This is a genomic window from Bradyrhizobium sp. USDA 326, from assembly GCF_049739485.1.
Taxonomy (GTDB): Bacteria; Pseudomonadota; Alphaproteobacteria; order Rhizobiales; family Xanthobacteraceae; genus Bradyrhizobium.
The window spans coordinates 7,429,439-7,450,504 of record NZ_JBMGQA010000001.1; the positions used below are offsets into that span (position 1 = coordinate 7,429,439).

The 21,066-nt window shown below is 62.9% G+C and carries 13 protein-coding genes; all 13 read right to left on the reverse strand.

Going from position 1 to position 21,066, the window contains the following annotated elements; genetic code table 11:
- Positions 1-8 precede the first annotated feature (8 nt).
- The gene (gene rplB / locus ABIG06_RS35305) at positions 9-842 is read right to left on the reverse strand and encodes a 50S ribosomal protein L2 (protein ID WP_092294147.1); all 834 of its coding nucleotides are present in this window, start codon (positions 840-842) and stop codon (positions 9-11) included.
- 12 nt (positions 843-854) lie between these two features.
- Complete coding sequence (locus ABIG06_RS35310) at positions 855-1,157, reverse strand: 50S ribosomal protein L23 (RefSeq protein ID WP_124157680.1); 303 nt, start codon at positions 1,155-1,157, stop codon at positions 855-857.
- A complete protein-coding gene (gene rplD, locus ABIG06_RS35315; RefSeq protein ID WP_018647243.1) occupies positions 1,154-1,774 on the reverse strand; it encodes a 50S ribosomal protein L4 in 621 nt (206 codons plus the stop codon). The genes ABIG06_RS35310 and rplD overlap by 4 nt, the downstream gene beginning before the upstream one ends.
- 1 nt (position 1,775) lies before the next feature.
- Positions 1,776-2,489 (reverse strand): 50S ribosomal protein L3, encoded by a 714-nt coding sequence (gene rplC, locus ABIG06_RS35320; protein WP_024342448.1) that lies wholly within the window; start codon positions 2,487-2,489, stop codon positions 1,776-1,778.
- Positions 2,490-2,541: 52 nt separating this feature from the next.
- Complete coding sequence (gene rpsJ, locus ABIG06_RS35325) at positions 2,542-2,850, reverse strand: 30S ribosomal protein S10 (protein WP_002712302.1); 309 nt, start codon at positions 2,848-2,850, stop codon at positions 2,542-2,544.
- Between the two features lie 80 nt (positions 2,851-2,930).
- Entirely contained in the window at positions 2,931-4,121 is a 1,191-nt protein-coding gene (gene tuf / locus ABIG06_RS35330) for an elongation factor Tu (protein ID WP_028177965.1), read from the reverse strand.
- Positions 4,122-4,161: 40 nt separating this feature from the next.
- Positions 4,162-6,234, reverse strand: a complete 2,073-nt coding sequence (gene fusA, locus ABIG06_RS35335; RefSeq protein ID WP_028177964.1) for an elongation factor G — start codon at positions 6,232-6,234, stop codon at positions 4,162-4,164.
- A gap of 33 nt (positions 6,235-6,267) precedes the next feature.
- Positions 6,268-6,738, reverse strand: coding sequence for a 30S ribosomal protein S7 (gene rpsG, locus ABIG06_RS35340; RefSeq protein WP_018647239.1), 471 nt, complete (start codon positions 6,736-6,738; stop codon positions 6,268-6,270).
- Between the two features lie 15 nt (positions 6,739-6,753).
- Positions 6,754-7,125 carry a 30S ribosomal protein S12 gene (gene rpsL / locus ABIG06_RS35345; protein WP_007603006.1) on the reverse strand — a complete coding sequence of 124 codons (372 nt, stop codon included), beginning with the start codon at positions 7,123-7,125 and terminating at the stop codon, positions 6,754-6,756.
- Between the two features lie 852 nt (positions 7,126-7,977).
- Complete coding sequence (locus tag ABIG06_RS35350; RefSeq protein ID WP_124157678.1) at positions 7,978-9,978, reverse strand: ABC transporter ATP-binding protein; 2,001 nt, start codon at positions 9,976-9,978, stop codon at positions 7,978-7,980.
- A 132-nt stretch (positions 9,979-10,110) separates the two neighbouring features.
- Entirely contained in the window at positions 10,111-12,171 is a 2,061-nt protein-coding gene (locus ABIG06_RS35355) for an FAD-dependent oxidoreductase (RefSeq protein WP_124157677.1), read from the reverse strand.
- A gap of 192 nt (positions 12,172-12,363) precedes the next feature.
- The gene (gene rpoC, locus ABIG06_RS35360) at positions 12,364-16,560 is read right to left on the reverse strand and encodes a DNA-directed RNA polymerase subunit beta' (RefSeq protein ID WP_124157676.1); all 4,197 of its coding nucleotides are present in this window, start codon (positions 16,558-16,560) and stop codon (positions 12,364-12,366) included.
- Positions 16,561-16,689: 129 nt separating this feature from the next.
- Positions 16,690-20,814, reverse strand: a complete 4,125-nt coding sequence (gene rpoB / locus ABIG06_RS35365; protein WP_370140310.1) for a DNA-directed RNA polymerase subunit beta — start codon at positions 20,812-20,814, stop codon at positions 16,690-16,692.
- Positions 20,815-21,066 lie beyond the last annotated feature (252 nt).

The following is a 21,066-nucleotide window of genomic DNA, read 5'->3' on the forward strand; positions in this document are numbered from 1 at the left end:
GGCGTTCCTTACTTCTTCCGCTTGTGGCGGCTTAGGAGAATGAATTTGTTGGTCGATTTGTTGGTGCGGGTCTTCTTGCCCTTGGTCGGCTTGCCCCACGGAGTGACCGGGTGGCGACCGCCCGAGGTACGACCTTCACCACCGCCGTGCGGATGGTCGATCGGGTTCATCGCGACACCGCGGTTGTGCGGGCGACGGCCCATCCAACGCTTGCGACCGGCCTTGCCGATCGAGGTGTTCATGTGATCCGGGTTCGACACCGCGCCGATCGTGCCGCGGCAACGGCCATGAACCAGGCGCTGCTCGCCCGAGTTCAGGCGGATGATGACGTAGTCCTGGTCGCGGCCAACGAGCTGGGCATAGGTGCCCGCGGAACGCGCGAGCTGACCGCCCTTCCCGATCTTGACCTCGATGTTGTGGATGATCGTGCCGACCGGCATGTTGCCGAGCGGCATGACGTTGCCGGGCTTCACGTCGACGTAGTTGCCGGCGACGATCGTGTCACCCACGGCCAGGCGCTGCGGCGCCAGGATGTAGGCCTGCTCGCCGTCCTGATACTTGATCAGGGCGATGAAGCCGGTGCGGTTCGGATCATACTCCAGCCGCTCGACGGTCGCGGGGACGTCGATCTTCTCACGCTTGAAGTCGACCGTGCGCAGCGTCTGCTTGTGACCGCCACCGCGAAAGCGCACGGTGATGCGGCCGGTGTTGTTGCGGCCGCCCGAGGACTTCTTGCCCTCGGTGAGCGCCTTGACCGGCTTGCCCTTGTAGAGGGCCGAACGATCGACCATGACCAGCTGGCGCTGGCCTGGCGTCGTGGGATTGAATGTCTTCAGTGCCATCGTCGTACGACCTTACAGACCGGTGGTGACGTCGATCCGGTGACCCTCTTCGAGGGTCACGATCGCGCGCTTGCTGTTCGACTGAGAACCGAGATTACCGCGGAAGACCTTGACCTTGCCCTTGCGGACCAGCGTGTTGACGCTCTTGACCTTGACGTCGAACAGCTTCTCGATCGCTTCCTTGATCTGCGGCTTGGTCGCCTTCGCGGCCACCTTGAACAGCACCTTGTTGTGCTCCGAGGCGATCGTCGCCTTTTCGGTCACGACCGGCGACAGGATCACGTCGTAGTGGCGAGGCTCGATGTTCTTCGTCATTTGAAGCGCGCCTCCAGCGCATCGATGGCGGCCTTGGTCAGAACCAGCTTCTGACGGCGCAGGATGTCATAGACGTTGATGCCCTGGATCGGCAGCACGTCCATGTTCGGGATGTTGCGGGCCGCAGCGGCAAAACCGTTGTTGAGCTCGGCGCCGTCGATGATCAGCGCGTTGGTGAGCCCGAGGCCCGAGAAGTGACCGAGCAGCGCCTTGGTCTTGGCGGCCTCGAGCGCGGCCTTCTCGATCACGACGAGATCGCCATCCTTGGCCTTGGCCGAGAGCGCATGCTTCAGAGCGAGCGCGCGGACCTTCTTCGGCAGGTCGGTGGCGTGCGAACGCACCACCGGACCGAAGGCACGGCCGCCGCCGCGGAACTGCGGCACGCGGGCCGAACCGTGACGAGCACCGCCGGTGCCCTTCTGCTTGTACATCTTCTTGCCGGTGCGCCAGATCTCGGCGCGGCCTTTGGCCTTGTGCGTGCCGGCCTGGCGCTTGTTGAGCTGCCACTGCACGCAGCGCGCGATGATGTCTTCGCGCGGCTCGAGGCCGAAAATGGCGTCGGAGAGCTGGACCGAGCCGGCTTCCTTACCTTCGAGGGTGGTGACCTTCAATTCCATCTCACGCCTCCTGCGCAGCCGGAGCGGCTTCCGCGTCGCCAGCAACCTTGAACTTGCCGGGCTTCGGAGCTTCCTTCGGCAGCGGCTTCTTGACGGCGTCGCGCACGCGGATCCAGCCGCCCTTGGAGCCGGGAACGGCACCTTCGACGAGAATCAGGCCGCGCTCGACATCGGTCTGAACGACGCGAAGGTTGAGCGTGGTGATGCGGTCGACACCCATGTGGCCCGGCATCTTCTTGTTCTTCCAGGTCTTGCCGGGGTCCTGACGGCCACCGGTCGAACCGATCGAGCGGTGCGAGATCGACACACCGTGCGTGGCGCGCAGACCGCCGAAGTTCCAGCGCTTCATGCCGCCGGCGAAGCCCTTACCGACCGAGGTGCCGGTGACGTCGACGAACTGACCGACGACGAAGTGATCCGCCTGGATTTCGGCGCCGACCGGGATCATCGCATCCGCGCTGACCCGGAACTCCTCGACCCGCCGCTTCGGCTCGACCTTGGCGACCGCGAACTGGCCGCGCTCGGCCTTCGGCATATAAACGGTCTTGCGGCTGCCAGAACCGAGCTGGAGCGCGACGTAACCGTTCTTCTCTTCGGTACGGTGGCCTACGACCTGGCAATTGCCGAGCTTCAGCACGGTCACGGGGATATGTTCGCCGGCCTCCGTGAAGACCCGCGTCATCCCGACCTTTTGTGCGATCACTCCGGAGCGCATCGGCTTGCTTCCTGTTCTTTCTGTCCGCTTTGAGCGAACGGGATCCAAAATCTTAGAGCTTGATCTCGACGTCGACACCGGCGGCCAGGTCGAGCTTCATCAAAGCATCGACGGTCTGCGGGGTCGGATCGACGATGTCGAGCAGGCGCTTGTGTGTGCGCATCTCGAACTGTTCGCGGCTCTTCTTGTCGACGTGGGGCGAACGGTTGACGGTGAACTTCTCGATGCGGGTGGGCAGCGGAATGGGTCCGCGGACCTGCGCGCCGGTGCGCTTCGCCGTGTTCACGATCTCACGGGTCGACGTATCGAGGATACGATGGTCGAACGCCTTGAGACGGATACGAATGTTTTGGCCGTTCATTGCCGTGTCTCTCTTCAGTGGGTGGCGAATAGCGAATAGCGAATGTCACCATTCGCTACTCGCCGTCCCTTTTCTCGTAATTACTCGATGATCGAGGCGACGACGCCGGCGCCGACGGTGCGGCCGCCCTCGCGGATCGCGAAGCGGAGCTTCTCTTCCATCGCGATCGGCACGATCAGGTGCACTTCCATCGCGATGTTGTCGCCCGGCATCACCATCTCGGTGCCTTCCGGCAGGTGCACGACACCGGTCACGTCGGTGGTGCGGAAGTAGAACTGCGGACGGTAGTTGGTGAAGAACGGGGTGTGGCGACCACCCTCTTCCTTGGTGAGGATGTAGGCCTCAGCCTTGAACTTGGTGTGCGGCTTGACCGAACCCGGCTTGGCCAGAACCTGGCCGCGCTCGACGTCCTCGCGCTTGGTGCCGCGGAGCAGCGCGCCGATGTTGTCGCCGGCCTGACCCTGATCGAGCAGCTTGCGGAACATTTCGACGCCGGTGACGGTGGTCTTCTGGGTGGCGCGGAGACCGACGATCTCGATTTCCTCGCCGACCTTGACGACGCCGCGCTCGACACGGCCGGTCACCACGGTGCCGCGGCCCGAGATCGAGAACACGTCTTCAACCGGCATCAGGAACGGCTGGTCGATCGGACGCTCCGGCTGCGGGATGTACTCGTCGACGTTGCGCATCAGCTCGAGGATGGCGTCGTGGCCGAGCTTCTTGTCGGAATCTTCGAGAGCGGCGAGCGCCGAACCCTTGATGATCGGGATCTTGTCGCCGGGGAATTCGTACTTCGAGAGCAGCTCGCGGACTTCGAGCTCGACGAGCTCGAGCAGCTCCGGATCGTCGACCATGTCGCACTTGTTGAGGAACACGACCAGCGCGGGCACGCCGACCTGGCGGGCGAGCAGGATGTGCTCGCGGGTCTGCGGCATCGGGCCGTCAGCGGCCGACACGACCAGGATCGCACCGTCCATCTGGGCGGCGCCGGTGATCATGTTCTTCACGTAGTCGGCGTGGCCGGGGCAGTCGACGTGGGCGTAGTGGCGGTTCTGCGTCTCGTACTCGACGTGCGCGGTCGAGATGGTGATGCCGCGGGCCTTCTCTTCAGGCGCCTTGTCGATCTGGTCGTACGCGGTGAACGTCGCACCGCCGGTCTCGGCGAGGATCTTGGTGATCGCCGCGGTCAGCGACGTCTTGCCATGGTCGACGTGACCGATGGTGCCGATGTTGCAGTGCGGCTTGTTACGTTCAAACTTTGCTTTGGCCATTTGACTCTCCGTTCAATCGTCAGCTTGAGACCGACGACAATCAGGCAAACTTCTTCTGGACTTCTGCCGACACGTTGGCCGGCGCTTCTGCGTAGTGGTCGAACTGCATGGTGAAGGTCGCGCGACCCTGGCTCATCGAGCGCAGATTGTTCACGTAACCGAACATGTTCATGAGCGGCACCATCGCGTTGATGACGTTGGCGTTGCCGCGCATGTCCTGACCCTGGATCTGACCGCGCCGGGAATTCAGATCGCCGATGACCGAGCCGGTGTAGTCCTCGGGGGTCACCACTTCGACCTTCATGATCGGCTCGAGCAGGACGGACTTGCCCATCTGCAGCGCTTCGCGGAAGCAGGCGCGCGAGGCGATTTCGAAGGCGAGCGCCGACGAGTCGACGTCGTGATACTTGCCGTCCACGAGCGTCACCTTGACGTCGACCACGGGGAAGCCCGCAACCACGCCGGACGACAGCACGCTCTCCAGACCCTTCTCGACGCCGGGGATGTACTCCTTCGGCACCGCGCCGCCCACGATCTTCGATTCGAACTCGTAGCCCTTGCCGGGCTCGTTCGGCTCGACGATGAACGACACGGCCGCGAACTGGCCGGTACCGCCGGTCTGCTTCTTGTGGGTGTAGCTGTGCTCCACCCGCTTTGTGACGCGCTCACGGAACGCCACCTGCGGCGCGCCGATGTTGGCGTCGACCTTGTAGGTGCGCTTGAGGATGTCGACCTTGATGTCGAGATGGAGTTCGCCCATGCCCTTGAGGATGGTCTGGCCGGACTCGTGGTCGGTCGACACGCGGAAGGACGGATCCTCCGCAGCGAGCTTGGCCAGCGCCACGCCCAGCTTCTCCTGGTCGGCCTTGGACTTCGGCTCGATCGCGATCTCGATGACCGGCTCGGGGAATTCCATCTTCTCCAGGATCACCTGCTTGTCGGGATCGCACAGCGTGTCGCCGGTGCGCGCTTCCTTCAGGCCGGCCAGCGCGACGATGTCGCCGGCATAGGCTTCCTTGATGTCCTCGCGGTTGTTCGCATGCATCAGGAGCATGCGCCCGATCCGCTCCTTCTTCTCGCGGGTCGAGTTCACGACGCCGGTGCCGCTCTGCAGAATGCCGGAGTAGATGCGGCAGAAGGTGATGGTGCCGACGAACGGGTCGTCCATGATCTTGAACGCGAGCAGCGCCAGGGGCTCCTTGTCGTCCGCCTTGCGCACGACTTCGTTGCCCTTGTCGTCGGTGCCCTTGATCGCGGGCACGTCGAGCGGCGACGGCAGATAATCGACGACGGCGTCGAGCAACGGCTGCACGCCCTTGTTCTTGAAGGCCGAGCCGCACAGCACGGGATAGAACGCGCCGGTCAGCACCGCCTTGCGGATCAGCCTTTTCAGCGTCGCCTCGTCCGGCTCCTTGCCGTCGAGATAGGCGGCCATGGCATCGTCATCGAGCTCGACGGCCGCTTCCACCATCTTCTCGCGGTATTCCTTGGCCTGGTCGACGAGGTCTTCCGGAATGTCGACATAGTCGAACTTGGCGCCGAGCGACTCATCGTTCCAGACCACGCCCTTCATCTTCACGAGGTCAACGAGCCCCTTGAAGTTGTTCTCGGCACCGATCGGAAGCTGGATCGCGACGGGCTTGGCGCCCAGGCGGTCGACGATATCGGACAGACACTTGAAGAAGTCCGCACCGATCTTGTCCATCTTGTTGGCGAAGACGATGCGCGGAACCTTGTACTTGTCGCCCTGGCGCCAGACAGTCTCGGTCTGGGGCTCGACGCCCTGGTTCGAGTCGAGCACACAAACGGCGCCGTCGAGCACACGCAAGCTGCGCTCGACCTCGATGGTGAAGTCGACGTGGCCAGGCGTGTCGATGATGTTCAGGCGCTTGCCGTTCCAGAACGCGGTGGTGGCAGCCGAAGTGATCGTGATGCCACGCTCCTGCTCCTGCTCCATCCAGTCCATCGTCGCGGCACCTTCGTGCACTTCGCCGATCTTGTGGCTCTTGCCGGTGTAATAGAGGATGCGCTCGGTCGTCGTGGTCTTGCCGGCGTCGATATGCGCCATGATACCGAAGTTACGGTAGTCCTCGATGGCATGTTGGCGGGGCATGGGTCGTTCCTTGCGAGTCCGAGTGTGGCGCCGTTACCAGCGGTAGTGCGAGAAGGCGCGGTTGGCTTCCGCCATGCGGTGCACGTCTTCGCGCTTCTTGACGGCGTTCCCCCGGTTATTCGACGCATCCAAGAGCTCCGCCGAGAGCCGCTCGGTCATCGTCTTCTCGTTGCGCTCGCGCGCAGCGGCGATCAGCCAGCGGATGCCTAGGGCCTGACGGCGGGTCGAGCGAACTTCGACCGGAACCTGGTAGGTCGCGCCGCCGACGCGGCGGGAGCGCACCTCGATGGTGGGCATCACGTTCTCAAGCGCCTGCTCGAACACGCCGAGCGGGTTCTGCTTGGTCTTGCTTTCGATGATGCCGAACGCGCCGTAGACGATACCTTCGGCGACCGACTTCTTGCCGGCGTACATCACCGAGTTCATGAACTTCGTGACGATGATATTCCCGAACTTCGGATCGGGAAGGACTTCACGCTTTTCAGCAGAATGGCGACGAGACATAGACCTGGTTCCCGCTTACTTCGGACGCTTGGCGCCGTACTTCGAACGACGCTGCTTACGGTTCTTGACGCCCTGGGTATCCAGAACGCCGCGGAGGATGTGGTAGCGCACGCCCGGCAAATCCTTGACACGGCCGCCGCGGATCATGACCACCGAGTGCTCCTGGAGGTTATGGCCCTCGCCGGGGATGTAGCCGATCACCTCGAAGCCGTTGGTCAGGCGCACCTTGGCGACCTTACGAAGCGCCGAGTTCGGCTTCTTCGGGGTCGTGGTGTAGACGCGGGTGCAAACACCACGCTTCTGCGGCGACTGCTGCAGCGCCGGCACCTTCTTGCGCGACTTCTGCACTTCACGCGGTTGAGCGATCAGCTGGTTGATCGTCGGCATCCTGGCCTTACCCTTTGTTCTGCCGCGGCCCCTTCCGGGTCCGCTGTCTTGCCGCGGCCCGTTGCCGGAACCGCAAATTCTTTCGAGCCACCCGCCCGACGAGGCCACTTCATGCGGAACAATCCACACAAAGCGAAATTGCGCCAACCGCTCCATTACCGAGCGGAAAGCGCTTCGACGCCACAGAGGACCGCAGTAATGAGGCCATTCGGCGTAAAGCCGCGGCCCGCGCACTGAGGTCATGCATCCGAATTCGATCTCAAGAGAACTTGCTCAAGAGAACTAAAGTCGCACTGGCATTGCCTAGCTATGATCGACAGCGTTTGAGCGGCATTCGTCGAGGTTGGTGCCCGTCTTGCACGATCCCTCGTGGACTTGGTCCTTTGGGATCAACGGGTGGCCCGTTCCGACGCTGGCGATGCTCACCGCCTGTCGTTAAGTGAGGCGCTTTCTATAGGCGAGAATCGGTCCAGTCAAGGCGAAACGACAGTCAGAAAGCGCTTCATGCGCCTGCAGAAACAAGCCTCTTCGGCGCCTTCACCGCGCCAGCCCGATCGGGGAACAAAGGGCCTGCCCGTCAGCTCCGGCGACATTATACCCGGATTAAATATACTTTTATTGCCAGAATGAAGCTCTTTTCCCAGCTTATGAACGAATCCGCCTTCTGCGCGGGGATCCAGCGCAATCGACTGTCGTGACGCCAGGTTCGCCAGCGATCTCCGGGCGGCGCGGATCGATCGGCAGAAGTCGATGCCGCCGACCTGAGGAAGCCAAAAAATCAGCGGCTCCTCTCCAGCCGAACGATTCTCATCCGGGAATCACTGAGCCGGAGCTGCAATGCACGGCCCCGGGTCACTCCTCGTCCTCTTCGTCATCGAGATCGTCTTCATCGCCTCTGTCGTCGTCGTGAGCCGACGCGCCATGCGGCTGATGGATCTGGTCGTTCCACAGCTTGCGATAGGTGCCGTTCTTGGCGAGCAATGCGGCGTGGGAGCCGCGCTCGATCGCCCTGCCCCCTGAAATCACGATGATCTCGTCCATCTCGACCACCGAGGTCAGACGGTGAGTCGACCAGATCATGGTGCGGCCCTTGGCGATCTTGAGCAGCGTGCGGTTGATCGCGGCCTCCGTGGTCTGGTCGAGCGCCGATGTGGCCTCGTCCAGCAGCAGCACGGACGGGTTACGGATGATTGCGCGCGCGATCGCGATGCGCTGGCGCTGGCCGCCTGACAGCGTGTCTCCACGCTCGCCGACCGGCGTGTCGTATCGCTGCGGCAGGCTCATGATGTAGCGGTGGATCTCGGCCTTCTTGGCCGCCTCCTCCACTTCCTCGTCGGTCGCCCCCTCCTTGCCCAGCCGGATGTTCTCGCGGATCGACATGTTGAACAGCATGTTCTCCTGGAACACCACGGCCATGCTCCGGCGCAGCGAATCCAGCGTCACCTTGCGGACGTCGACGCCATCGATGGTGACGCGGCCTTCGTCGGGCACGTAGAGCCGCAGGATCAGGTTGAGCAGCGTGCTCTTGCCGGAGCCGCTCGGTCCGACGATCGCGATGCGCTTGCCCGCATTGAGCTTGAGACTGAGATTGTCCAGCACCGGGGTCTGACTGCCCTCGTACTGAAAGGTGACGTGATCGAACGTAATGTCGTGGGTGATGCGCGGCAGATCGGGCGCGCCGGGTCGATCGGCGCTCCGCGTCGGCTCGTCGAGCAGTTCCTGGATGTGGCGGATCGCGGCGGCCGAAGAGATCGACACCGGGATGAAATGCATCACATGAGCGATGTTGTAGGAAACCTCCCAGAACGCGCTCTCGAAGGTGACGAAGGTGCCGATGGTAATCTGGCCCTTGGTCGCGAGATACGCGCCGATCGCGAGCACCACGAGGTGCAGGAGGAGCACCGAGATGGTGACCGTCCGCTCCACCATGGTCGAGAGGAACGCGGCCGAGGCGATCTTGTTGCGGGTCTCATCGTTGCGCAAGGTGAAGAAGCCGAACATCTTGCGTTGCAGGCTGAACGCCTTGATCACAGCCTGGGCGGCCACGTTCTCCTGCACCATGCCGAGCAGCGCACTCTCGTTGAGCTTCTGCTCGTAATTGGCCTGCACCGCCTTGGGCGTCAGGATCCGCGGGCCGATCAACGTGATCGGGAACACCAGCAACGCGACCACCGCAAGCTGCCAGTTCAAGAACAACATCAGGATAATGCCTGCGACCAGTTCCAGAAATGGCAGCGCAGCGCTGTTTGCAAAGGTCTTGACCGAGCCTTCGAAAGCCGAGAGGTCGACGGAGAAGCGCGACAGGATCTCGCCGCGCTTGGTGCGCCCGAAATAGGCTGCCGGCAGGTCCTGGACGTGCTCGAACAGGCGCCTGCGGACGTCGGAGATGATGCAGGCGGCAAGCCGCGCGTCCCAGCGCTCGTACCAGACGGCCACGATCGAGGTGAAGATGCCGGCGACCGCAAGCACGCCGAGGATCTTGTACAGCGCCTGGAAATCCTCCTCCCCGAGCGCCTCGTCGATCAGGAACTTGAGGCTGAGCGGCATGATGACGTTGAACAGCGTCTCCACGAAGACGCCGAACGCCACGAATGACAGCATCCGCTTGTAGTTCGTCAGATAAGGTTTGACGAATCCGACGATGGTCGCGAGCGCGCCAGCCGCTTCGCGCGCGGTAAAAACGACGAGGTCCTCGTCCTCATCGTCATCGTCGAGCTCGTCATCCCCCTCGTCTTCGCCGTCCTCGTCATCTTCGAGGTCCGGCCTGGCAGCGGAGGCGAGCTTGTCGTCGAGCTCGGCCGCCTCTTCCGCGGCGAGCTTCTGTTTGTCGGGCGAGTGAGGCTTGGACGCCATGAAACCAACCGATGCTGACGGCCGGCATGACCGCAGAGAATGCAGGAATAGCGGCAACCGCTATTGCACCGATTCTATGCGATCAAGATGAATTCGGCAAAACAATTGGCGAATCCGATGCACGCCGTGCGGCTAATCCTCGTCCTCATCTTCGACCTTGTCGAAGAACGAATAGCGCAAGCTGTCGGCGTCGGCGTACCACTGTCCCGGCCCCTTGTTGGCGGCGAGCGTCGCCTCCCAGAGCGCATCGGTGCAATCCTTGCGGTGCATCGACAGGTCGAAGCCGTTGCCGAAGAACAGTTCGGACCATTCCCACCAGGTGCCGAGTTTCTTGACCCCACGCAGGAGATCGTAGCGATCGATCAACGCGGGCGCCATGTCCGAGGTGATCGAGCCGAACACGAGGCCGGTCTTGACCACGCGGTTGAGCTCGCGGATCGCACGGGCCACCTGCTTCGGGGAAAGATGGCAGAGGCTGGTCTCGAACACGAAGTCGAAGGCACCGTCCTTGAACGGCATGTCCGTGATCGAGCCGAGCTTGTTGTACTTCTTCAGCGCTTTCGGCGTCTTGGCATGGATAGCGCGGTTGTTCTCGATTCCCCATGCATCGATGCCGCGATCGCGCAGCGCGCCGACCAGTTCGCCGCTTGCGGAGCCCGCCACAAGCAGCTTGGCGCCTTCGGCCTTGTTCCAGACGATGCTGATCAGCTTGGCGAGATAGTCGGGATCGGTGAAGTGGCGCCAAGCCTCGTGATAGGGACCGAGGCCGCGGTAGTTCTCGAAGTAATCGCGATCGATCTTGTCGGAGAGCGGCTTGTCCCCCTGCGCGCGCTGCCGGCGCAGACGCATCATCTCGGTGAGGATGATGTCTGTGGCGGCGTCCGAGGAGTCGAGCAGCCCGTTCAGCGTCGAGTCGAACAGGTAGTCGCCGACCACGACGACGCCCGGATGCTCCTTCGGCTCCGGCCGGTGGTTGGTCATGACGTCGCGCACGGGCAAGCCGCCCGGAATCGCATTCACCGACGACAGCCAGCGGTGGATCTTGCCTTCCATGAAATGCAAACGCGCATCGCCGAGAGAAGCGGGCAGCGATTTCAGGGCGGCATCGATTAGCTCCTGATCCGACAGATTGGCAAATGCCAGCGCATCGGATCCGGGAATGAGCCAGTTCAGAACGCCATGCTTGCCGACGTCGTGGCGCGCGCCCTCGTTGTAGACGCAGCAGCCGCCGAAAGCCTCCGACATGAACCAGGCGCCCGGAATCTGCTCGCCCCAGAACGGCTCGTCGAACAGGATTGAGACGCGCAAATAGTGCGCGGGGCGGTCGAAATAGGCAACGTGCTTGACCATCGACTTGCGCAGTTGCTCGCCCTCCCAACTGAGGGTGGCGAGCCAGGAATGCGGCAGGCAGACCAGCACGAGATCGAAGTCTCGGGTCTCCGGCCCCTTGCCGTTCATCATCTTGAGCTGATAGCGGCCGGTCGGCGCCTTGCCGACGGTGAGCACGCGGTGATTGAGCTGGATGTCGGCATTAACCTCCGACTGCAGGCATTCGATCAGCTGCTCGTTGCCGTTCTGGATGGAATAGAGGCCGATATAGCCGTCGACGTCCATGAGATAGTTCTTGAGCGCGTTGAGACCATTGGTGTTGTGGCTCTCGGTCGCGATGTCGGAGCGCGCCATCACCTTGAAGAAGCGCTTTGCCGTCTCGTCCTCGACCTCCTCGTCGAGCACCTGCTCGGCGGTCTTGTAGGCCCAGGGATTCTCGTTGTCGTGCGCGCCGACGCCCTCGTAATATTCGATCGGCGACATCACCTCGGTGCATCGCTTGCGGAATGCCTCGATCGCCGCTGCGGTCTTGGCGCCGTATCTGCGGCGCATGCCCGGCACGTCATTGAGGAGCTCGCCGCCGAACTGCACCTGCTCGGCGTCCATCGGAATGGTCTGGAGGCCGAAATGCTGGATCAGCTCGCGCAGCGGATCCGGTCCCGTCATCGAGTAGTCGTAGATCTCGGCAACCCCGGCTTCGTACATCGCGGGCGCCGAATCGAATTTGCGCGTGGCGATCTTGCCGCCCAGCCGGTCTGAGGCCTCGTAGATGGTGACGCGACAGAGATCGCCGAGCTTACGCTTCAGATACCAGGCGCTCATCAGCCCGCCGGGGCCGCCGCCTACGATTGCAAGATCAAGCATGAGAGTTCCGTGGTCTCCGGCCTGCCCCCTTCACGGGATCACCGGTCTAAGCTCTCCTAGCAGAAGCGCTTTTACGGCTGAAGGAAAGATGAACAAAGGCTGATCCTGCATCGCAGCAAGGAAACAAAGCAGCAAAAAGGCCGGCAAAAAGCCGGCCTTTTCATTGTCCTCGGTATTCCTACGGATGAACGATCATTCCGCAGGCGGCAGCGCAGGAAGCTCGGCTTCCGGCGCGGGCGACACGACGGCCGCCTGCTTCTCGCGCTCGTCCAGGATCAGCTTGTCGCGCTTCATGGCGACTTCGCGGATCTTGGCCATGGAGGCGCCGGTGCCCGCCGGAATCAGCCGGCCAACGATGACGTTCTCCTTGAGGCCTTCGAGCGGATCGATCTTGCCGTTGACCGCCGCCTCGGTGAGGACGCGTGTGGTCTCCTGGAACGATGCCGCCGAGAAAAAGGACCGCGTCTGGAGGCTCGCCTTGGTGATGCCGAGCAGAACCGGCGTTCCCGTGGCGGGCTTCTTGCCCTCTTCCTTGGCCTTCACGTTCAGCGCGTCGAACTCGATCTTGTCGACCTGCTCGCCGGAGATCATGTCCGTATCGCCCTGATCGGTGATTTCCACCTTCTGGAGCATCTGACGGACAATCACCTCGATGTGCTTGTCGTTGATGAGCACGCCCTGCAGCCGGTAGACCTCCTGGATCTCGTTGACCAGATAGGCCGCGAGTTCCTCGATGCCCTTCACCGCAAGGATGTCGTGCGGCGCCGGATTGCCCTCCACGATGAAGTCGCCCTTTTCGACGACGTCGCCGTCCTGAAGGTGGATGTGCTTGCCCTTCGGGATCAGGTACTCGCGCGGCTCGTCGGTCTTGTCCATCGGCTCGATCGAGATTCGGCGCTTGTTCTTGTAGTCGCGCCCGAACCGGATGGTGCCCGCGATTTCGGCGATGATCGCCGCATCCTTCGGCCGCCGAGCCTCGAACAGTTCCGCCACCCGCGGCAGACCGCCGGTGATGTCACGCGTCTTGGCGCTTTCGGTCGAGACACGGGCGAGGATATCGCCTGGCTGTACCTTGGCTCCGATGTCGACCGAGAGAATGGCGTCGACCGACAGCATGTAGCGGGCATCGCCGCCACGGGCGAGCTTGAGCACCTTGCCGTCCTTGCCCTTCACCACGATGGCCGGACGAAGGTCCGAGCCGCCGCGCGTCGAGCGCCAGTCGATGACCACGCGCTTGGCGATACCGGTCGCTTCGTCGAGCGTTTCCGAGATCGACTGCCCCTCGACCAGATCCTCGAAGCCGATGGTTCCTTCGACTTCGGTGAGCAGCGGACGGGTGTAGGGATCCCACTCGACGATACGCTGGCCGCGCTTGACCATGTCGCCCTCGTCCACGTGCAGGCGCGAACCGTACTGGATACGGTGCGTCGCACGCTCGGTGCCGTCGGCATCGACGATCGCGACAACCATGTTGCGCACCATCGCGATCAGGTGACCTTCGCTGTTGCGGGCGATGGCCTTGTTCCTGATCACGATCTTGCCGTCGAAGTTGGCTTCGACGAAAGACTGCTCGTTGAGCTGCGCCGCACCACCGATGTGGAAGGTGCGCATGGTGAGCTGGGTGCCCGGCTCGCCGATCGACTGCGCCGCGATGACGCCGACCGCTTCGCCGTGGTTGACCGGCGTGCCGCGGGCGAGGTCGCGGCCGTAGCACTTGCCGCAGATGCCGTTGACGAGCTCGCAGGTCAGTGCCGAGCGGATCTTCACCTCCTGCACGCCACCCTGCTGAATGGCCTCCAGATGGCTCTCTTCCATCAGCGTATCGCGCTTGATGATCACCTTGCCCGAGCTGTCACGCACGTCTTCGCAGGCCGTGCGTCCGAGGATGCGCGAGCCGAGCGAAGCAACCACGGTGCCGGCATCGACGATGGCGCGCATCTTGATGCCGAGCTTGGTGCCGCAGTCGCTCTGCGTGATGATGCAGTCCTGCGCCACGTCGACGAGACGACGCGTCAGGTAGCCGGAGTTCGCGGTCTTCAACGCGGTGTCCGCGAGGCCCTTGCGGGCGCCGTGGGTCGAGTTGAAGTACTCGAGCACCGAGAGGCCTTCCTTGAAGTTCGAGATGATCGGCGTCTCGATGATCTCGCCCGACGGCTTGGCCATCAGGCCGCGCATGCCGGCGAGCTGGCGCATCTGGGCCGGCGAACCGCGGGCACCGGAGTGAGCCATCATGTAGATCGAGTTGATGTCGGCTTCGGCTCCGCTCGCCGTCTTCTTGGTGGCGGAGATCTCCTTCATCATCGCCTTGGCGATTTCTTCCGTGGCCTTCGACCAGGCGTCGACGACCTTGTTGTACTTCTCGCCATGCGTGATCAGACCATCGTTGTACTGCTGCTCGAAATCCTTCGCCAGCGTACGGGTGGTATCGACGATCTTCCACTTGCCGTGCGGCACGACCATGTCGTCCTTGCCGAACGAGATGCCGGCCTTGAACGCGTTGTAGAAGCCGAGCGCCATGATGCGGTCGCAGAAGATCACCGTCTCCTTCTGTCCGCAGTGACGGTAGACCTGGTCGATGACGCCGGAGATCTCGCGCTTGGTCATCAGCTTGTTGATGATCTCGTACGAAATCCGCGGGTTCTTCGGCAGCAGATTGCCGAGCATGACGCGGCCGGCGGTGGTTTCAATCCAGCGCTTGGAGACCTTGCCGGTCTCGTCCATGCCTTCCCACCGGTACTTGATCTTGGTGTGGAGGTGGATGACCTTCGCGTGCAGCGCGTGCTCGAGCTCGGCCATGTCGCCGAACACCTTGCCCTCGCCGGGAAGGCCTTCGCGCATGATCGAGACGTAGTACAGGCCGAGCACGATGTCCTGCGACGGCACGATGATCGGCTGGCCGTTCGCCGGATGCAGGATGTTGTTGGTCGACATCATCAGGACGCGCGCTTCCAGCTGCGCTTCGAGCGACAGCGGAACGTGCACGGCCATCTGGTCGCCGTCGAAGTCGGCGTTGAACGCGGAGCAGACCAGCGGATGAAGCTGAATCGCCTTGCCCTCGATCAGCACGGGCTCGAATGCCTGGATGCCGAGGCGGTGCAGCGTCGGCGCGCGGTTGAGCAGCACCGGATGCTCGCGGATGACCTCGTCCAGGATGTCCCAGACCTCGGGCCGCTCCTTCTCGACCAGCTTCTTGGCCTGCTTCACGGTGGTGGACAGGCCCTTGGCGTCAAGCCGCGAATAGATGAACGGCTTGAACAGCTCGAGCGCCATCTTCTTCGGCAGGCCGCACTGATGCAGACGCAGCTCGGGACCGACCACGATCACCGAACGGCCCGAATAGTCGACGCGCTTGCCGAGGAGGTTCTGGCGGAAGCGGCCCTGCTTGCCCTTGAGCATGTCGGCGAGCGACTTCAGCGGGCGTTTGTTGGCACCCGTGATGACGCGGCCGCGGCGGCCGTTGTCGAACAGCGCGTCGACGGCCTCCTGAAGCATGCGCTTCTCGTTGCGGATGATGATGTCGGGCGCGCGCAGCTCCATCAGCCGCTTCAAACGATTGTTGCGGTTGATGACGCGGCGGTAGAGGTCGTTGAGATCCGAGGTCGCGAAGCGGCCGCCGTCGAGCGGCACCAGCGGACGCAGGTCCGGCGGGATCACCGGCACCACGGTCATGATCATCCATTCCGGCTTGTTGCCGGAGTGGCGGAACGCTTCCACGATCTTCAGGCGCTTGGCGAGCTTCTTGTGCTTGATGTCGGAGTCGGTCTCCTGCATCTCGACACGCAGCGAGGCCTCGAGCTTCTCGAGGTCCATGCCCTTGAGCAGCTCGCGGATCGCTTCGGCGCCGATCATGGCGGTGAAGGAATCCTGCCCGTATTCGTCCTGCGCCTTCAGATACTCGTCTTCCGACAGCAGCTGACGGTCCTTCAGCGCGGTGAGGCCCGGCTCCAGCACGACGTAATATTCGAAGTAGAGGATCCGCTCGAGATCCTTCAGCGTCATGTCGAGCAGGAGGCCGATGCGCGAGGGCAGCGACTTCAGGAACCAGATGTGGGCGACGGGAGCTGCGAGTTCGATATGGCCCATGCGCTCGCGCCGGACGCGCGACAGCGTGACCTCGACCGAGCACTTCTCGCAGATGATGCCCTTGTACTTCATGCGCTTGTACTTGCCGCACAGGCACTCGTAGTCCTTGATCGGCCCGAAGATGCGGGCGCAGAACAGGCCGTCGCGCTCGGGCTTGAAGGTCCGGTAGTTGATGGTCTCCGGCTTCTTGATCTCGCCGTAGGACCAGGACAGAATCTTCTCTGGAGACGCGATCGAGATCCGGATCTGGTCGAAGACCTGCGCCGGCGTCGTCGGATTGAAGAGATTCATAATTTCTTGGTTCATCGTCTTCTCCTCGCGTGCCGGTCGCCTCCGGCCGCAAATTCGAAAATCACTCAAGCGGGGCGCCCTGCCCTCAAGGCCTCAGGCGGGGCGCCGATGCCCGGCCGCGACGGCCGGGCATGAAAGGTCGAATTACTCGGCCGCTTCCGACGTCGGCGCCGGTCCCATCTTGGAGTTGTGCAGATCGACGTTGAGGCCGAGCGAGCGCATTTCCTTGACCAGCACGTTGAATGATTCCGGAATACCGGCCTCGAACGTGTCGTCGCCGCGCACGATCGCCTCGTACACCTTGGTACGGCCGGCGACGTCGTCCGACTTCACAGTCAGCATCTCCTGGAGCGTGTACGCCGCGCCGTAAGCCTCGAGCGCCCACACCTCCATTTCGCCGAAGCGCTGGCCGCCGAACTGCGCCTTGCCGCCCAGCGGCTGCTGGGTGACGAGCGAGTACGGACCGATCGAACGCGCATGGATCTTGTCGTCGACCAGATGGTGCAGCTTGAGCATGTAGATGTAGCCCACCGTCACCTTGCGATCGAACGGATCGCCGGTGCGGCCGTCATAGACGGTCGACTGCCCCGAAGCGTCGAGACCGGCAAGCTTCAGCATCTCCTCGATGTCGGCTTCCTTGGCACCGTCGAACACCGGCGTCGCGATCGGCACGCCGCGGCTGAGGTTATGGCCGAGTTCAAGCAGCTCGCTGTCGTTGAGCGACTTGATCGTCTCGTCCTCGCCGTAGACCTTCTTCAAGGTTTCCTTCAGCGGCTTGATGTCCTGCTTCGACAGGTACGCATCGACCGTCTGGCCGATACGCTTGCCGAGACCGGCGCAGGCCCAGCCGAGATGGGTCTCGAGGATCTGTCCGACGTTCATGCGCGAGGGCACGCCGAGCGGATTGAGCACGATGTCGGCATGCGTGCCGTCTTCGAGGAATGGCATGTCCTCGATCGGCACGATCTTCGACACCACGCCCTTGTTGCCGTGGCGGCCGGCCATCTTGTCGCCGGGCTGGATCTTGCGCTTCACCGCGACGAAGACCTTGACCATCTTCATCACGCCGGGCGGCAATTCGTCGCCGCGCTGAAGCTTCTCGACCTTGTCGAGGAAGCGCTGTTCCAGCCCCTTCTTCGACTCGTCGTACTGCTTCCGCATGGCCTCGATCTCGGCCATCAGCTTGTCGTTCGGCGAAGCGAACAGCCACCACTGCGACTTCGGGTACTCCTCGAGCACCGCACGGGTGATCTTAGTGTCCTTCTTGAAGCCTTTCGGACCCGCAATGCCCTGCCGACCCTCGAGGAGCTCGGCGAGACGGTTGTAGACGTTGCGGTCCAGGATCGCCTGCTCGTCGTCGCGGTCCTTGGCAAGGCGCTCGATCTCTTCCCGCTCGATCGCCAGCGCACGCTCGTCCTTGTCGACGCCGTGACGGTTGAACACGCGCACTTCCACGATCGTACCCTGCACGCCGGGAGGAACGCGCAGCGAGGTGTCGCGGACGTCGGAGGCCTTCTCGCCGAAGATGGCGCGCAGGAGCTTCTCTTCCGGCGTCATCGGACTTTCGCCCTTCGGCGTGATCTTGCCGACCAGGATGTCGCCGGCGCGCACTTCCGCGCCGATATAGACGATACCGGCTTCGTCGAGGTTCTTCAGCGCTTCTTCCGAAACGTTCGGAATGTCGCGGGTGATTTCCTCAGGTCCGAGCTTGGTGTCGCGGGCCATCACCTCGAACTCCTCGATGTGGATCGAGGTGAAGACGTCTTCCTTCACGATCCGCTCGGAGAGCAGGATCGAGTCTTCGAAGTTGTAGCCGTTCCACGGCATGAACGCGACCAGCACGTTGCGGCCGAGCGCGAGCTCGCCGAGATCGGTCGACGGACCGTCAGCGATGATGTCGCCCTTCTTGACGATGTCGCCGACCTTCACCAGCGGACGCTGGTTGATGCAGGTCGACTGGTTGGAGCGCTGGTACTTCATCAGACGATAGATATCGACGCCCGACTTGGTCGGATCGAGATCTTCCGTCGCACGGATGACGACGCGGGTGGCGTCGATCTGGTCGATCACGCCCGAGCGGCGTGCCGCGATCGCGGCACCCGAGTCACGGGCAACGACGCCCTCCATGCCGGTACCGACGAACGGCGCCTCGGCGCGAACCAGCGGCACCGCCTGACGCTGCATGTTCGAGCCCATCAGCGCGCGGTTGGCGTCGTCGTTCTCGAGGAACGGAATCAGCGCCGCGGCGACCGAAACGAGCTGCTTCGGCGACACGTCCATGTAGTCGACCTTGTCGGGCGTCATCGGCACGACGTCGCGGGTCCCGCTCGAGCGGCAGACCACGAGGTCTTCGGTGAAGCGACCCTTGGCGTCGACCGGCACGTTGGCCTGGGCCACCGAGTAGCGCCCCTCTTCCATCGCCGACAGGTACACGACCTCGTCGGTGACGCGGCCATCCTTGACCTTGCGATACGGCGTTTCGACGAAGCCGTACTTGTTCACGCGTGCGAAGGTCGCAAGCGAGTTGATCAGGCCGATGTTCGGACCTTCCGGCGTCTCGATCGGGCAGATGCGGCCGTAATGCGTCGGATGCACGTCGCGCACCTCGAAGCCGGCGCGCTCGCGGGTCAGGCCGCCCGGTCCGAGCGCCGACAGGCGCCGCTTGTGGGTGATCTCCGACAGCGGGTTGGTCTGGTCCATGAACTGCGACAGCTGCGAGGAGCCGAAGAACTCGCGCACGGCGGCGGCCGCCGGCTTGGCGTTGATCAGATCCTGCGGCATCACCGTGTCGATATCGACCGAGGACATCCGCTCCTTGATCGCGCGCTCCATGCGCAGCAGGCCGATGCGGTACTGGTTCTCCATGAGCTCGCCGACCGAACGCACACGGCGGTTGCCGAGATGGTCGATGTCGTCGATCTCGCCCTTGCCGTCGCGCAGATCCACCAGCGTCTTGATGACGGAGAGGATGTCTTCCTTGCGCAGCGTGCGCTGGGTGTCGGGCGCATCGAGGTCGAGGCGCATGTTCATCTTGACGCGACCGACCGCGGAGAGATCGTAGCGTTCGGCGTCGAAGAACAGCGACTGGAACATGGCCTGCGCCGATTCCAGCGTCGGCGGCTCGCCTGGACGCATCACGCGGTAAATGTCGAACAGCGCATCCTCACGCGTCATGTTCTTGTCGGCCGACAGCGTGTTGCGGATGTAAGGGCCGACATTGACGTGGTCGATGTCGAGCAGCGGCAGCTCCTTGTAACCCTGCTCGTTGAGCGCCTTCATCAGCTTGTCGGTGATTTCCTCACCGGCCTCGGCGTGGATCTCACCGGTCTTCGGGTTGACGAGATCCTCGGCGACGTAGTTGCCGACCAGTTCCTCGTCAGCCATGCGCAGCGCCTTCAGCCCCTTCTCCTGGAGCTGGCGGGCGGCGCGGACGGTGAGCTTCTTGCCGGGCTCGAGCACGACCTTGCCGGTGTCGGCGTCGATCAAATCGTTGACCGTCGAGTAGCCGCGGAAACGGTTGGCGTCGAACGGAACGCGCCAGCCTTCCTTGGTCCGCTTGTAGAGAATCTTCTTGTAGAATGTGGACAGGATTGCCTCGCCGTCGAGGCCGAGGGCGAACATCAGCGACGTCACCGGAATCTTGCGGCGACGATCGATACGCGCATAGACGATGTCCTTGGCGTCAAACTCGATATCGAGCCAGGAGCCGCGATACGGAATGACGCGGGCGGCGAACAGCAGCTTGCCCGAGGAATGGGTCTTGCCCTTGTCGTGGTCGAAGAACACGCCGGGCGACCGGTGCATCTGCGAGACGATGACGCGCTCGGTGCCGTTGACGATAAAGGTGCCGTTCATCGTCATGAGCGGGATGTCGCCCATGTAGACGTCCTGCTCCTTGATGTCCTTCACCGACTTGGCGCCGGTTTCCTCGTCGATATCGAACACGATGAGGCGCAGCGTCACCTTGAGGGGCGCAGCAAAGGTCATGCCGCGCTGGCGGCACTCGTCGACGTCGTATTTGGGCTGCTCGAACTCGTAGCGGACGAATTCCAGCATCGAGGTGCCCGAAAAATCGGAGATTGGAAACACCGAGCGGAACACTGCCTGTAGACCTTCGTCGAGACGGCCACCCTGGGGTTCGTCGACCATCAGGAACTGGTCATAGGACGCCTTCTGAACCTCGATGAGGTTCGGCATCTCGGCAACTTCCTTGATGTGTCCGAAGAACTTGCGAACGCGTTTGCGACCGGTGAATGTCTGCTGCGCCATCGTGGCCTCTCATTTTCGTCGCCCGCTCTGGGCGCGCCGTCCGGAACGCGGCTGCCACCGCTCTCCGGGTTGAATTTTCGAACCCGTCTTGGGGCCGGAGACGCAGCTTCAGGCACGAATGTCCTGAATCCGCTCTTCAGACCTTCAAAACGCAAAACGACGCGCGGGGCGCAAGAGCGCGCCCGCCCGTCACAACGATCGTCTTCACGGACTGAAAAAGCCCGAAATAGCCTGCTCTCCCAACGGCTTACA

Coding starts and splice junctions, on each gene's coding strand:
- rplB (WP_092294147.1), bottom strand. CDS start 842: ATGGCACTGAAGACATTCAATCCCACGACGCCAGGCCAGCGCCAGCTG.
- ABIG06_RS35310 (WP_124157680.1), bottom strand. CDS start 1,157: ATGACGAAGAACATCGAGCCTCGCCACTACGACGTGATCCTGTCGCCG.
- rplD (WP_018647243.1), bottom strand. CDS start 1,774: ATGGAATTGAAGGTCACCACCCTCGAAGGTAAGGAAGCCGGCTCGGTC.
- rplC (WP_024342448.1), bottom strand. CDS start 2,489: ATGCGCTCCGGAGTGATCGCACAAAAGGTCGGGATGACGCGGGTCTTC.
- rpsJ (WP_002712302.1), bottom strand. CDS start 2,850: ATGAACGGCCAAAACATTCGTATCCGTCTCAAGGCGTTCGACCATCGT.
- tuf (WP_028177965.1), bottom strand. CDS start 4,121: ATGGCCAAAGCAAAGTTTGAACGTAACAAGCCGCACTGCAACATCGGC.
- fusA (WP_028177964.1), bottom strand. CDS start 6,234: ATGCCCCGCCAACATGCCATCGAGGACTACCGTAACTTCGGTATCATG.
- rpsG (WP_018647239.1), bottom strand. CDS start 6,738: ATGTCTCGTCGCCATTCTGCTGAAAAGCGTGAAGTCCTTCCCGATCCG.
- rpsL (WP_007603006.1), bottom strand. CDS start 7,125: ATGCCGACGATCAACCAGCTGATCGCTCAACCGCGTGAAGTGCAGAAG.
- ABIG06_RS35350 (WP_124157678.1), bottom strand. CDS start 9,978: ATGGCGTCCAAGCCTCACTCGCCCGACAAACAGAAGCTCGCCGCGGAA.
- ABIG06_RS35355 (WP_124157677.1), bottom strand. CDS start 12,171: ATGCTTGATCTTGCAATCGTAGGCGGCGGCCCCGGCGGGCTGATGAGC.
- rpoC (WP_124157676.1), bottom strand. CDS start 16,560: ATGAACCAAGAAATTATGAATCTCTTCAATCCGACGACGCCGGCGCAG.
- rpoB (WP_370140310.1), bottom strand. CDS start 20,814: ATGGCGCAGCAGACATTCACCGGTCGCAAACGCGTTCGCAAGTTCTTC.